This window comes from Streptomyces sp. NPDC058145 (genome assembly GCF_042884245.1).
In the GTDB taxonomy this organism is placed as follows: domain Bacteria; phylum Actinomycetota; class Actinomycetes; order Streptomycetales; family Streptomycetaceae; genus Streptomyces.
Genome location: NZ_JBHVUH010000003.1, coordinates 82,287 through 94,933, shown reverse-complemented (window position 1 = coordinate 94,933; position 12,647 = coordinate 82,287). Strand labels below are relative to the sequence as shown.

The following is a 12,647-nucleotide window of genomic DNA, read 5'->3' as shown; positions in this document are numbered from 1 at the left end:
GGCCGGTGACGGCGGAGGGCGCCGCCGGTACCGTACCCGTCAGTAACCGGACTCGCCCCGATCCGCACCCCAGGAGGCCCCATGCCCCAGCTCGACGTCGCCGGCGCCGTACTGACGTACGACGACGAGGGCCCCCGCGACGGCGCGGCGGTGCCCCTGGTCTTCGTGCACGGCTGGACCGCGAACCGGCACCGCTGGGACCACCAGGTGGCGCACTTCTCGGCCGGCCGGCGGGTGATCCGGCTGGACCTGCGCGGGCACGGGGAGAGCACCGGGGCCGGGGTGCGGACGGTCGCGGAGCTGGCGACGGACGTCCTGGCGCTCCTCGACCACCTCGAGGTCGAGCGGTTCGTGCTGGTCGGCCACTCCATGGGCGGGATGATCTCCCAGACCATCGCCCTGTCCCACCCCGAGCGGGTCGAACGGATGGTGCTGGTCAACTCCATCGGCCGGATGACCTACAGCCGTGGCCGGGGACTTCTCATGGCGGCCTCCACGCTGGCACCGTACAAGCTGTTCATCGCGGCCAACATCCAGCGGGCCTTCGCGCCGGGCCATCCGCGCGAGGAGGTCCGCGAGTACATCCGCGCCTCCGCGGAGACCCCGCGCGAGGTCGTCATGACGCTGTACGGCGCCATGCGCGCCTTCGACGTCCTCGACCGGGCCGGTGAGATCCGCACGCCCACCCTGATGGTGCACGGCTACCACGACATCCAGCTGCCCGTGCGGCAGATGCTGCGGCTGGCCAAGGCCTACCCGGACGCGGTCGTCCGCATCATCGACGCGGGCCATGAACTGCCGGTGGAGAAGCCGGCCGAACTGACCGCGGTCCTGGACATGTTCCTGACCCCGAAGCCTGCGGAGGCCGAGCAGCCCGAGGAGACCCCGAAGCCTGCGGAGAACGAGAATCCCGAGGAGACCCCGCAGCCTGCGGAGAGCGAGCCGCCCGAGGAGACCCCGAAGTCCGAGGAGACGGCACAGCCGGCGAAGCCCGCGGCGACCACACAGCCGTAGCGCCGGCCCGGGAGCGGCCGCGCGCCCGGAGCGGGTCTCAGCCGACGCCGAGAGCCCGGTCCGCGGCCGCCGCCGTCGGCTGCCACCTCGTCGTCACCGGCTCCCACACCAGCACCTCGTTCCCGGTGCCCAACTGGGCGGCGGTGAAGGAGCGGCCCCACTGGGACGCCGACGCGGCCACCGTGACCGAGCCCGTCCGGCGGGCCTCGGGATCCACCGGGTCGGCGATGGTGCGCACGGCCGCGTACGCCGTCCTGCCCGCCTTGAGCGCGTACGTGCCGCTGCCGCCCTCGGGCACCGGCAGCGCGGCCCCGTCCAGGTCGCCGAACGTGATCGTGGGCACCCGGTCCACCACACAGGCGTGGCCCCCGCGATTGGTCACGGCCACGCGCAGCACGGAAGGATCGGCGGACGCGGCCTTCGCCCGTACGGTCAGGGCCCGTTCCGCACAGCGGGCGGGCCCGGCCTGCTGGGCGGCCGCCTGGCTCTGCGGTGCGGCGCACAGCAGTGCGGCGGCGGCGCAGACGGCGGGTACGGCGACGGCGGCTCGGATGTGCATGGCGGGCTCCCCCTGTCATGGTCGGGTGCGGTACGGCGGGCCGGGGCGCGCCTTGTCGGATGTGACGAGCCGGGCGGCCGGGAGGTTGCGCCGCGATCGCCCCTGTCACCCGTTCGCTCCATGTCCGTCGTCAGTGGGCGGTGCCGGACGTGGGACTCCAGCCCTTCCGGTCCGCCGGGCAGGAACTGCCGTCGGCCGGCAGGGAGCCGTACAGCAGGAAGTCGTCGACCTTGCGGTGCACGCACTTGGACGACGAGTAGCCGGTGTGCCCCTCACTCCTGTTGTCCAGCACGACGGCCGCCGTGCCGAGCCGCCGGGCCGTCTCCTCGGTCCAGCGGTACGGCGTCGCCGGGTCGCCGCGCGTGCCGACCAGCAGCATCTTCGCCGTGTCGACGTCCTTCACCCGGTCGCGGATGAAGTCCGTGCCCCTGGGGCGGCCGTAGCACATGAGGAGCTGGGTGAGCTTGAACCGGCCGAAGACCGGTGAGGCCTGGTCGTAGGCGGCCCGCAGGCTCTTCAGGTCCTTGGTGAGCTGTGCGTCGGTGGGCCGGTCGGGGTCGTCCGCGCAGTTGATCGCCAGCAGTGCGGCCGGCAGGTTGTCGGCCGGGACGTCGTCGGAGTTCACGAGCCCGCCGTCCCGCTTGTCCACCGCCGGCCCCTGGGCGGGTCCGGGCCGCCGGACGGGCGGGGTGAAGCCGCCGCCCGGCCAGAAGGCGCCGGCGGAGAAGCTGAGCACGCCCCGGGTGTCGCCGTCGTCGACCAGCGAGGCGAGCGCGCGTTCCAGGGTGGGCCACAGCTCCTCGCTGTACAGGGCGGTTCCGATGGCGCCCGCCAGGTCCTGCCCGGAGAAGGCGCCGCCGAAGTCCGTGGGCACCGGGTCCTCGTCGAGCGAGCGCACCAGACGGAGCACCTGGCTCCCGGCCATGCGCCGGTCCCGCCCGAACGGACAGGCGATGTCCGTCGTGCACCAGTCCAGGAAGTCGTCCAGCGCCGTCTGCAGCCCCTCGGCGCCCGCGACACCCTGTTCGGACAGTGGTTCGGTCAGGGTGTCGACACCGTCCAGGGTCATCCGGCCGACCCTGTGCGGGAACTGCGCCGCGTACACCGCGCCGAGCCGTGTTCCGTAGGAGAAGCCCAGGTAGTTGAGCTTCTTGTCGCCGAGTGCCTGGCGTATGACGTCCAGGTCGCGGGCGGCGTCCATGGTGCCTATGTGCCGCAGCACCGGGCCGGAGTTCCGGGCGCACTGGTCAGCGGCCTGCCGCAACCGCTTCAGCAGGGACTGGGGCCGGGTGATGTCGAGGGTCTGGCCCGTCGCCACCGAGGTCTGGTCGCCGCCCTCGCCGCAGCTGACGGGGGAGGACCGGCCGACCCCGCGCGGATCGAAGGTGACCACGTCGTAGCCGTTGGTCAGGCCCATGAACGGCTTACCACCCAGCGCGAGTTCATGCACGCCGGAGCCGCCGGGACCGCCGAAGTTCAGCAGTACCGAGCCCCGCGATCCGCCTGTGGCCCGGTAGCGGGCCAGCGCCACGTCGAGCGTGCCGGCGCCGGGGTGGGCGTAGTCGAGCGGGACGGTCACCTTCCCGCACTGCAGGTCTCTGGGCATGTCCGCGCCGTCACAGGCCGCCCATGCCACCTTCTGCCCGTAGAAGCGGGACAGGCCGGGCCGCGGCTCGTCGGCCGCCGCCGCGGGCAGCCCGGACCCGAGCAGCGCCAGGGTCAGCGCGCCGGCGCCCGCGCACTTCCGCGCGGCGGGCCGGGTGGACAGCTTGGCCAGCATCGTTCGCCTCCCGGGGGCGCACCCGACGGGGACCGGGCGGCGCCCTCGCTCACCATAAGCGGGCTCCGGAAGGGCCGCCTCCGGGCGAGCGGCACGACTGTCGATGATCTATTCTTCGCACTTTCTGCGACGATCGATGACTATTCGAAACTTTACGTGCGACTCGAAAGATCATGTCGCTCAATGGGGTGAAAGACTGATACGCCATAACCCCGATGGTTCGTCTGCGTTCTATCCGGTGTGGGCAAGTGCCCGCGACGATGTCTAGAAAGCAGGGAAATCCATGAGACGGGCTACCCGAAACGGTGTGATCGCTGTCGTTGCCGCCTCAGGCGCGATGGCCGTGGCGATGCCGGTGTCCGCTGCGTTCGCGGCCGACGGGGCCTCCGCCGACGGTGCGGCGACCGGTTCGCCCGGGGTGATCTCCGGCAACACCATCCAGGTCCCGGTGCACATCCCGCTGAACGTGTGCGGCAACACCGTGAACGTCGTGGGACTGCTCAACCCCACGGCGGGCAACGCCTGCAGGAACGGCGGTGACGAGGACGGCTCGGACAGGGCCGGTTCCTCCTCGTCCAGGGGCGGTGCCTCCGCGCGCGGCGGCAGCAAGGACTCGCCGGGAGTGATCTCCGGCAACAGCATCCAGCTCCCCGTGCACGTGCCGGTGAACGTCACCGGCAACTCGGTGAACGTGGTGGGCGTGGGCAACCCCGCGGTGCGCAACCACTCCTCCAACCACCACTCGGACACGCCGGTGACCACCACGCCGGAGCCGACCCGCACGACTCCGGTCAAGTCCCACCCGGCCCCGCACACCCCGCAGGCCGCTCCGGAGCCCTCCGTGGCCACCCTGGCCCACACCGGAGCGGACATGATGGCGCCCGCGGTCGCCGGCAGCGCGGCTCTGCTGCTCACCGGAACGGTCCTGTACCGCCGCTTCCGGCCGAGCCGCATGCGCTGACCCCATCGGTAGTAAGGCCCCACCGGACGCCGGCCCGGTGGGGCTCACCGCTGTCCCGGTCCCGACAGCGACTGTCCGAAAGCCGGTTGGGAACCGCGCCACGGCCGGTCCCGGCATGGCGCGGGCCCGGGGTGATCGGGAAGGATGCCCGGTGCGCGGCCGAGCGCCGCGCCGTACGGCAGCCCGAACCTCACGGACAGTGGAGCGCACCGATGACCTCACCGGCCCCGCAGGACCTCGTCGTCACCCAGGCCACGCTCGCCGACTGGCCGGTGATCAGCGAGTGGGCGGCGGCCGAGGGCTGGAACCCCGGGCTGTCCGACGGGCCCGCCTTCTTCGCCCAGGATCCCGACGGCTTCTTCCTCGGCCGGATCGACGGGGAGCCCGTCTCGGCCATCTCCGTCGTCACCTACGGCTCCGGCTACGCCTTCCTCGGCTGCTACCTCGTCCGCCCGGACCTGCGCGGCCACGGCCACGGCCTGACCACCTGGAAGACCGCCCTGGCCCATGCCGGGAACCGCACCGTCGGCCTCGACGGAGTCGTCGCCCAGCAGGACAACTACCGCCAGTCCGGCTTCGAACCCGCCCACCGCACCGTCCGGTTCACCGGCGTCGCGCCCGGCACCGGATCACCCGCGGGCGTCCGCCCCGCGAGCCCCGCCGACCTGCCCGCCATCACCGCGTACGACGCCCTCTGCACGCCCGCCGACCGCCCCCGCTTCCTCGCCGAGTGGCTCACCGGCCCAGGCCACCGTGCCTTCGTCCGCCACATCGGCGACCGGCTCACAGGCTACGGAGTGATCCGCCCCGGCCGCGACACCCTCCGCATCGGCCCCCTCTTCGCCGACACCGCCGCCGACGCCCGGGCGCTGTTCGCCGCCCTCACCGCCGACGCCGCCGGCCGCGCGGTCGCCGTCGACGTGCCCGAGCCGAACACAGCCGCGATCGCACTCGTCGAGGAGGCCGGCTTCAGTGCCTCGTTCGAGACGGCCCGCATGTACACCGGGCCGGTCCGCGCCCACGCCCAGGAACGGGTGTTCGGCGTGACCACACTCGAACTCGGCTGACCCGCGCGGCACGCTGCCCGCACGTCACCGGCTGACGCGGCACCCCGGCTCAAGCGGCCCCGGCCCGCGCTGCACGCCGGCCCGCGCGGCGCAGCACCGGCCGGCGCGAGACCCGGTCGGCACGGCGCCCGGCTCACGCGGCACCTGCTCTCGGCGACCCCGGCCCCAGCGGCACACCGACCCGAACGGCTCGTCGCCGGACTCCAGCGCCTCGCACGCGAGTTCCACGCAACGGCGCAGATCGCGCAGCTCGCCGTCCGTCACCATGACCTCCGGCCCTCCTCACCCGACAGCCCCGGCGTGGCACGCCACGGGCCCCGCCCGCTCCCGGCGACCGGAAAACCCCGTTGCCCCGGAGGGGAAGCCGGTGCTGGAGTGGGGGCATGGATCATGCCGCGGTGCTCGCCCTGTACGACCGGGACATGCGCGAGGGCGCCCGCCCCGACGGGCCCGGTGCCCGGATCGAGCGGGCCGGTGCCGTGGTGCGCCAGACCGGCGACGCGCACGGCTGGAGCGGGGTTCTCTGGTCCGGCCTGGACGAGGCGACGGCGGACCGTGTGATCGGCGAACAGATCGCCCACTTCACCGGCCTGGGCCTGGACTTCGAGTGGAAGCTGTACGGCCACGACCGGCCGGCGGACCTCGGCGCCCGCCTCACCGCGGCCGGCTTCCGGGCCGAGCCCGAGGAGACACTGCTGGTCGGTGAGGCCGGCCGACTGGCCCTGGATCCCGGAACACCCGACGGGATCCGGGTCGTCCAGGCCACCGACGCGGCCGGCGTCGAACTCGTGGTGAAGGTGCACGAGTCGGCCTTCGGCACCGACGGCACCCGGTTGCGCCACCAGCTGCTGGCCCGGCTGGCCGCCGACCCTGGCACGGTCGTCGCCGTGGTGGCGCTCGCCGGGGACGAGCCGGTCTGCTCGGCCCGCATGGAACTGGTGCCCGGCGCCCGCTTCGTGGGCCTTTGGGGCGGCGGCACCGTGGAGGCCTGGCGGGGCCGGGGCGTCTACCGCGCCCTGGTCGCCCACCGGGCCCGCGTCGCCGCCGCCCGGGGCTACCGCTACCTCCAGGTCGACGCCTCACCGATGAGCCGCCCGATCCTGGAACGCCTCGGCTTCCACGCGCTCAGCACCACGACGCCCTACCTGTACGGAAGCTGACCGCCGCTCAGCGGTGGGCCCTGGCCCGGTCCAGCGCGGCCACGCCCACGGCCGCCAGGGCGATCTGGATGAGCCACTCGATCCAGTCGGGCCCCTTGGTGTCCGCGACCCCGATGCCGGCGGCGATCGCCGAGCCCACCAGCGCGGCCACGATGCCGACCACGAGGGTCCACAGGATGCCGATGTGCTGCCGCCCGGGTACGACGAGCCGGCCCAGCACACCGATGATGACGCCGATGACGATGGCACTGATGATGCCTGATATCTCCATGTCAGCCCCTCGGTTGTCGCCCCCGCCGATGTGCCGTCTGCCCGCTGCCGCCGGATGCACGCCGGCGCGGTCATTGCCGGGACTTTCTGTTCACCGGACCTTTATGCCATGTACCTTTCAATCAATCGACGCGTGTAGAACCCTCATGCGTGCTCTACGCGCGCAGACAAGGCGCCCCCACCGCCTCTCCCCACTCCCATGGAGGTTCGCCGGATGTTCGGATCGAGGAGATCCCCCCGCTCGCTCACCACCGCGCTGGCCGGACTCGGACTGCTCGTCACCGCAGCGGCACTGCAGTTCGGCGCCGCATCCGCCCCCGCCCACGCGGCCACCACGCACCGGATCCTGTTCGACAACGCCCATGCCGAGACGGCGGGCAACGCGGACTGGATCATCTCCACCAGCCAGCCCGACCCGCTCGGCCAGGACTCCACCCCGTCCGCGGAGACCGACTGGACCGGCGCCCTGTCCTCCTGGGGCGTTTCCCTGCAGAAGGCCGGCGGCTACAGCCTGAAGACACTGCCGTCCGGCTCCAGTCTGAGCTACGGCGGCTCGTCGACCACCGACCTGTCGAACTTCGACACCCTGGTGCTGCCCGAGCCCAACACGCTGTTCACGACCGCCGAGAAGACGGCGATCATGAACTTCGTGAAGAACGGCGGCGGCCTGTTCATGATCTCCGACCACACCGGCGCCGACCGCAACAACGACGGCCAGGACGCGGTCGAGATCCTCAACGACCTGATGACCAACAACAGCGTGGACTCCACCGACCCGTTCGGCTTCTCCATCGACTCGCTGAGCATCAGTTCGGACTACCCCTCGGCGATCAGCGACAGCACCGACCCGGTCCTGCACGGCTCGTTCGGCACGGTCAGCAAGAGCCTGATCGCCAGCGGCACGACGGCCACCCTCAAGCCCGCCGACAACTCGAGCGTCAAGGGCCTGCTCTACCGCACCGGCTACTCCGGGAACACCGGCGCCTTCTTCCTCACCAGCACCTTCGGCAGCGGCCGGGTCGCCTTCTGGGGTGACAGCTCGCCCATCGACGACGGCACCGGCCAGTCCGGGAACACCCTGTACGACGGCTGGAACGACACCGGCGCCACCAACGCGGCCCTCGCCCTCAACGCCACCGCCTGGCTGGCCGGTTCCGGCACCACGGGAGGCGGTGGCGGCACCGGCACCTGCACCGCCGCCCAGCTGCTCGGCAACAACGGCTTCGAGTCCGGCGCCGCCTCCTGGACCGCGTCCAGCGGTGTCATCACCAACGACTCCGGCGAGGCCGCCCGCACCGGCTCCTACAAGGCCTGGCTGAGCGGCTACGGCTCCGCCCACACCGACACGCTCGCGCAGACGGTGACCATCCCCGCCGGATGCACGAACGCCAACCTGAGCTTCTACCTCCACATCGACACCGCCGAGACCACCACCTCCACGGCCTACGACACCCTGAAGGCGCAGGTCCTCAACAGCGGTGGCACGGTGCTCTCCACCCTCGCCACGTACTCGAACCTGAACGCGGCGAACGGCTACACCCAGCGCGGCTTCAGCCTCGCGGGCTACGCGGGCCAGACGGTCACGGTCAAGTTCACCGGCACCGAGGGCTCCACCCTGCAGACGTCGTTCGTCGTCGACGACACCGCGCTCAACGTGAGCTGACCCCTTCAGCGACACCATGGGCCCGGCACCTGGTGCCGGGCCCACAGTGCTGTCTACCGGACGGCCCAACCCCACAAGCGCTCACCACCCCCTGCGGTCAGAGTGGGCAGCATGACAGAACCTGGCGGGCGACGGCGTGGCGGCACGGCTTCGACCACGGCGCGCAGGCGCGAACCCCGCGGCGCCCAGGACGCCGCACGGATCGCCGCCGACGAGCTGACCGAGCTGATCAGCCACCGCCTGGAGGGCGTCTCCGCGGTGAGCCGCAGCGAGGACGGCGGCTGGATCGTCAACGTCGACGTACTGGAGCTGGCCCGCATCCCCGACACGACCAGTCTGCTCGCCACCTACGAGGTCGAGCTGGACTCGGCGGGCGAGCTGCTGCAGTACCGCCGGGTCGCGCGCTACCGGCGCGGTGCCCAGGATCAGTGATCAGCCCGTCGGGCTCGTATCCGGAAGGACCGCCGCATGATCACCTACGACGACGAAATAGTCTGCGCGCCTCGCGCCGGAACCCTCTACGACGTCCTCGAACTCATCCTCGACCGCGGCATGGTGATCGATGTCTTCGTGCGCGTCTCCCTGGTCGGGATCGAGATCCTCAAGGTGGACGCCCGGATCGTGGTCGCCAGCGTGGACACCTATCTGCGCTTCGCCGAGGCGTGCAACCGACTCGACCTGGAGCACGACGTGCGCAGCAAGACCGTGCCCGAGCTGTTCGGAGGAGGGGCCGCCAAGACCGTGGCCAGGGCGGGTGCCAGGCGAACCGCCCGCTCGCTGACCTCGAAGGTGCGGGACATCCTCACCCCGGAGGAATCCGAGGAACCGGAGGAGTCGGAGGAGCTGGAGGAGGAGCCCAGGAGGGCCCGAGGCACTCGCGAGCCGGAACGGAAGCGGCCGCTGCGCCGGCCGCCGGAGGAGGGACGCGGCGGTACGGGCCGGCGCCGCGATGACGACGAGCGGCCCCGTCCGCGCTCCCGACGCCCCGCCAGAGAGGACTGACCGTGACGGACACCGCCACCACCCAGGGCACGCTCTACGTGTACGGCATCGCGCACGCCGGTGTACGGGCCCCGCACACGCCGGGCGTGGGCGGGGCCCAGGTACGGCTGCTCACCGAGTCCGGTCTGTGCGCCGCGGTCTCCGACCCGCCCGAACAGGTCCGTGCCCGGCGCCGCGACCTGACGGCCCACCAGGCGGTGCTCGGCGAACTCACCGCGCAGGGCCCCGTCCTGCCCATGAGGTTCGCGGTCGTCAGCCCCGATCCCGCCACCCTGCGGGCGCAGCTGCGCGCCGACCAGGGCCGTCTGTCGGCACAGCTCGACACCGTGCGGGGCTGTGTGGAGATGAACGTCAAGGGCTCGGTCGTGTCCGGCTTCTTCGCCGATCTCGTGCGCCGGGACGAGAAGCTGCGTGATCTGGCCCGCCGGACGCGACGCAGACCCGACTACGAGGCCAACGTACGGCTGGGCGAGGCCCTCGCCCGCAGTGTCCGGCGCGAGGCCCGGCGTGCGGCGCAGGAGGTCCTGGCCCGCCTGGCGCCGCTGGCGGTGCGAACGGCCCAGGGACCGCTCGACGACGAACTGGTGCTGAGCGCCTCCTTCCTGCTGCGCTCCGCCGACGAGGAGCGGTTCAGGCAAGCGGCGGCCGCGCAGGCGCGAGGCTTCGGGGACCGGCTGGCGCTGAGTGTGACCGGCCCCCTGCCGTGCTACAGCTTCGTCGAGACGCGCCCCGCGCCGGCCGGGCGGTGAAGCGATGGGCATCGTGAGCGGACTCCTGCTGCTGCCCCTGGCTCCGGTACGCGGCACGGTGTGGGTCGCCGACCATCTGCTGCACGAAGCCCGGCGTCAGACCCACGACCCGCGTGCGGTGCAGGCACGGCTGGCCCAGCTCAACCGGGACCTCGACGACGGCGTCGTCGACGAGGCGGCCTTCGAGCAGGAGGAGGAGCGGCTGCTCGGTCTTCTCGACGATCCGGCGCGCCCCATGGGCCATGCGCCGGGGCCCACCGGCTCCGCGCGGGGGAGGCGCGGGTGAGCGACGACGCGGCGGAGACGCGGACGAGGGCTCACCGCCCCGCCGTGCGCCCGGGACCGTGCCGGTCCGCCGGTGCGCCGTACGGCACGGGGACGAGGAGGTGGAGGGCTGGCACGGTGAGATCCGCGACGGCGAGGTCGTCCGCACGCACGAGGAGGCGTGCTCCGAGGAGGACGGCGAAGAGGACGAGTACCGCGACGCGTACGACGAAGAGGACGAGTACGGCGAGGGCGAAGAGAACGAAGAGAACGAAGAGGACGAGACCGCCGACGAGTACGACGACGCCTTCCGTGACCGCGTCGCCCGGCAACGCTGAAATCCCTGGAGCCCCTGTGACCGACGTCTCCGCCTGGCACACCGATCCGGCGCCGCAGGATTACGTGCCCGCGACCACCAACCTCGCGGACCTGCTCGAACGTATCCTCGACAAAGGCATCGTGATTGCGGGCGACATCAAGATCGACCTGCTCGACATCGAGCTGCTCACCATCCGTCTGCGGCTGTTCATCGCCTCGGTCGACACCGCCCGAAGGGCGGGCATCGACTGGTGGGAGACCGATCCGGCACTGTCCTCGCGGGCCGCCCACGACGTGCTGGCGGAGGAGAACGAGCGTCTGCGCGCGCGACTGGACGCCCTTGAGGGCACCGAGACCGACGCGCTGGGCACCTCCCGGGAGGAGGTCCGGTGAATCGGCCTCCGGCACGCGCCACCGTCCCCGCCGGCCGGCAGAGCACGCGGGACACCCTCACCTATGTGTTCGCCGTGACCCGCACCCCGCCGTCCTCCGACGTGCTGACCGCGACGACGGGCCACGACGAGGGCGGTCCGCTGCGCCTGGTGGCCGCCGGACCCCTCTGGCTCGTGGCCCAGGACGTCCCGGCCGCGGCCTTCGACGCGTCCTCGCTCGGGGAGCGGCTGAACCGGCCGGAGGAGCTGGAGCGTTGCGCCCTCGCCCATCACCGGGGCGTGGGGGCGGCCGCCCGGCCGGGCCCCGTGGTGCCCCTGCCGATGGCGACCCTCTACCTCGGTGACCTCAACGCGGCGCGCGCCGTGTCCGGGCGGGAGGCGGATCTGTGTGTCCTGCTGGACCGGCTGCGCGGCCGCACGGAGTGGTCGGTCAAGGTGCACGCCGCAGAGGCGTCCGCTCCCGGTGGCGCGGGCTCCGGCGCCGCCGAGGAGGCCCCGGCCGGCGGGCGGTCCTACCTCAGCCGGGTCAGCGCGCGACAGCGCACCCGCTCGGAGGCACATGAGCGAGCCCTGGCCGGGGCCCACGAGGTCGACCGGGAGCTGCGGCGGTACGCCGTCGCCGCGACCCGGCACCGCACGCAGAGCGAGCAGCTGACCGGCCGGACCACCCCTCAGCTGCTGAACGCCGCCTATCTCGTCGACGACGCGGAACGCGCGGGCTTCGCCGGGGCGCTGGCACGGCTCGCCGCCGTTCCGGCCCGCCCGGGGATCGAGGTCACCGCGTCGGGGCCCTGGATCCCGTACTCCTTCGCGAGGCTCGACCAGGAGTGGGACGTCCTGGCGGACCCGGAAGGGGCCACCCCGGAGCACGAGGGCCGCGCATGACCGCACCGGCGAACCGCGAATCCGCCCCGGCGGCCGTGCCCTGGGAAGTGCCCGAACCGTACGCGCCGATCGGAGTGCCCCTCGTCGACCTGCTCGACCGCGTGCTGGGGACCGGGGTCGTGATCAGTGGCGACCTGGTCCTTGCGGTCGCGGACGTGCCACTGGTGCGGATCTCCCTGCACGCCCTCCTCGCGTCGGTCAGCGACCGGGTGCCGGCGCCCTGGCCGGACAGCGGGCCGCTGTGACCACGCCGCGCGCCCACACCCTGGACCTCGACCCCGAGGCGGTCGCGGGCGACCTGGCCGCTCTGGTCCTGACCGTGGTGGAGCTGCTGCGCCAGCTGATGGAACGTCAGGCCGTGCGCCGCTTCGACGAGGGGACGCTGAGCGCCGAGCAGGAGGACCGCCTCGGGACCGCGCTGATGCTGCTGGACCGGCGGATGGACGAGCTGTGCGCGCAGCACGGTCTGAGCCGAGCCGACCTCAACCTCGACCTGGGCCCGCTCGGCCCGCTCCTGGCCGATCCCGGTCCCTGACCCCCGCGCCGCTGCCGTCCGGGACCGC

Annotated in this window: 16 protein-coding genes and 2 pseudogenes; 14 read left to right on the top strand and 4 right to left on the bottom strand. The window is 72.7% G+C overall.

From position 1 onward, the window contains the following. Positions 1–81: 81 nt before the first annotated feature. Positions 82–849: pseudogene (locus ACFVVO_RS07295) on the top strand (alpha/beta fold hydrolase); the annotation flags it as partial. 202 nt (positions 850–1,051) lie between these two features. On the opposite strand, the gene ACFVVO_RS07290 reads toward ACFVVO_RS07295, so the two are convergent. Continuing rightward, complete coding sequence (locus ACFVVO_RS07290; RefSeq protein WP_390052526.1) at positions 1,052–1,573, bottom strand: DUF4232 domain-containing protein; 522 nt, start codon at positions 1,571–1,573, stop codon at positions 1,052–1,054. Positions 1,574–1,703: 130 nt separating this feature from the next. Continuing rightward, complete coding sequence (locus ACFVVO_RS07285) at positions 1,704–3,353, bottom strand: alpha/beta hydrolase (protein WP_390052525.1); 1,650 nt, start codon at positions 3,351–3,353, stop codon at positions 1,704–1,706. A 307-nt stretch (positions 3,354–3,660) separates the two neighbouring features. Between ACFVVO_RS07285 and ACFVVO_RS07280 the strand changes: the two genes are divergently transcribed. Together ACFVVO_RS07280 and ACFVVO_RS07275 are read left to right on the top strand one after the other, a co-directional pair. Then, on the top strand, positions 3,661–4,314 hold the full coding sequence (locus tag ACFVVO_RS07280) for a chaplin (protein WP_390052523.1): 654 nt from the start codon (positions 3,661–3,663) through the stop codon (positions 4,312–4,314). A gap of 212 nt (positions 4,315–4,526) precedes the next feature. Continuing rightward, positions 4,527–5,381 (top strand): GNAT family N-acetyltransferase, encoded by an 855-nt coding sequence (locus ACFVVO_RS07275; protein WP_390052521.1) that lies wholly within the window; start codon positions 4,527–4,529, stop codon positions 5,379–5,381. 156 nt (positions 5,382–5,537) lie between these two features. Here ACFVVO_RS07275 and ACFVVO_RS07270 read toward each other — a convergent pair. Continuing rightward, positions 5,538–5,648: pseudogene (locus tag ACFVVO_RS07270) on the bottom strand (nucleoside deaminase); the annotation flags it as partial. 116 nt (positions 5,649–5,764) lie between these two features. Between ACFVVO_RS07270 and ACFVVO_RS07265 the strand changes: the two are divergent. Continuing rightward, positions 5,765–6,541: a GNAT family N-acetyltransferase gene (locus ACFVVO_RS07265; RefSeq protein ID WP_390052519.1), complete on the top strand. Its 777-nt coding sequence runs from the start codon at positions 5,765–5,767 to the stop codon at positions 6,539–6,541. Between the two features lie 7 nt (positions 6,542–6,548). Here ACFVVO_RS07265 and ACFVVO_RS07260 read toward each other — a convergent pair whose 3' ends face one another. Beyond that, entirely contained in the window at positions 6,549–6,812 is a 264-nt protein-coding gene (locus ACFVVO_RS07260) for a GlsB/YeaQ/YmgE family stress response membrane protein (RefSeq protein ID WP_390052517.1), read from the bottom strand. Positions 6,813–7,025: 213 nt separating this feature from the next. Between ACFVVO_RS07260 and ACFVVO_RS07255 the strand changes: the two genes are divergently transcribed. From ACFVVO_RS07255 to ACFVVO_RS07210, 10 genes are all read left to right on the top strand, one after another. Continuing rightward, the gene (locus tag ACFVVO_RS07255; protein ID WP_390052515.1) at positions 7,026–8,474 is read left to right on the top strand and encodes a hydrolase; all 1,449 of its coding nucleotides are present in this window, start codon (positions 7,026–7,028) and stop codon (positions 8,472–8,474) included. 111 nt (positions 8,475–8,585) lie between these two features. Then, a complete protein-coding gene (locus ACFVVO_RS07250; RefSeq protein WP_390052514.1) occupies positions 8,586–8,906 on the top strand; it encodes a gas vesicle protein in 321 nt (106 codons plus the stop codon). Positions 8,907–8,942: 36 nt separating this feature from the next. Next, on the top strand, positions 8,943–9,476 hold the full coding sequence (gene gvpJ, locus ACFVVO_RS07245; protein WP_390052512.1) for a gas vesicle protein GvpJ: 534 nt from the start codon (positions 8,943–8,945) through the stop codon (positions 9,474–9,476). Positions 9,477–9,478: 2 nt separating this feature from the next. Beyond that, complete coding sequence (locus ACFVVO_RS07240) at positions 9,479–10,225, top strand: GvpL/GvpF family gas vesicle protein (RefSeq protein ID WP_390052511.1); 747 nt, start codon at positions 9,479–9,481, stop codon at positions 10,223–10,225. Between the two features lie 4 nt (positions 10,226–10,229). Continuing rightward, a complete protein-coding gene (locus tag ACFVVO_RS07235; protein ID WP_390052509.1) occupies positions 10,230–10,511 on the top strand; it encodes a gas vesicle protein GvpG in 282 nt (93 codons plus the stop codon). 58 nt (positions 10,512–10,569) lie between these two features. Continuing rightward, the gene (locus ACFVVO_RS07230) at positions 10,570–10,827 is read left to right on the top strand and encodes a hypothetical protein (protein ID WP_390052507.1); all 258 of its coding nucleotides are present in this window, start codon (positions 10,570–10,572) and stop codon (positions 10,825–10,827) included. A 16-nt stretch (positions 10,828–10,843) separates the two neighbouring features. After that, positions 10,844–11,200, top strand: a complete 357-nt coding sequence (locus tag ACFVVO_RS07225) for a gas vesicle protein (protein WP_390052505.1) — start codon at positions 10,844–10,846, stop codon at positions 11,198–11,200. After that, a complete protein-coding gene (locus ACFVVO_RS07220) occupies positions 11,197–12,084 on the top strand; it encodes a GvpL/GvpF family gas vesicle protein (protein ID WP_390052504.1) in 888 nt (295 codons plus the stop codon). The genes ACFVVO_RS07225 and ACFVVO_RS07220 overlap by 4 nt, the downstream gene beginning before the upstream one ends. Further along, positions 12,081–12,329 carry a gas vesicle protein gene (locus ACFVVO_RS07215; protein ID WP_390052502.1) on the top strand — a complete coding sequence of 83 codons (249 nt, stop codon included), beginning with the start codon at positions 12,081–12,083 and terminating at the stop codon, positions 12,327–12,329. Before ACFVVO_RS07220 ends, ACFVVO_RS07215 begins: the two co-directional genes overlap by 4 nt. Further along, positions 12,326–12,619, top strand: a complete 294-nt coding sequence (locus ACFVVO_RS07210) for a gas vesicle protein K (RefSeq protein ID WP_390052501.1) — start codon at positions 12,326–12,328, stop codon at positions 12,617–12,619. The genes ACFVVO_RS07215 and ACFVVO_RS07210 overlap by 4 nt, the downstream gene beginning before the upstream one ends. The last annotated feature ends 28 nt before the right edge of the window (positions 12,620–12,647 follow it).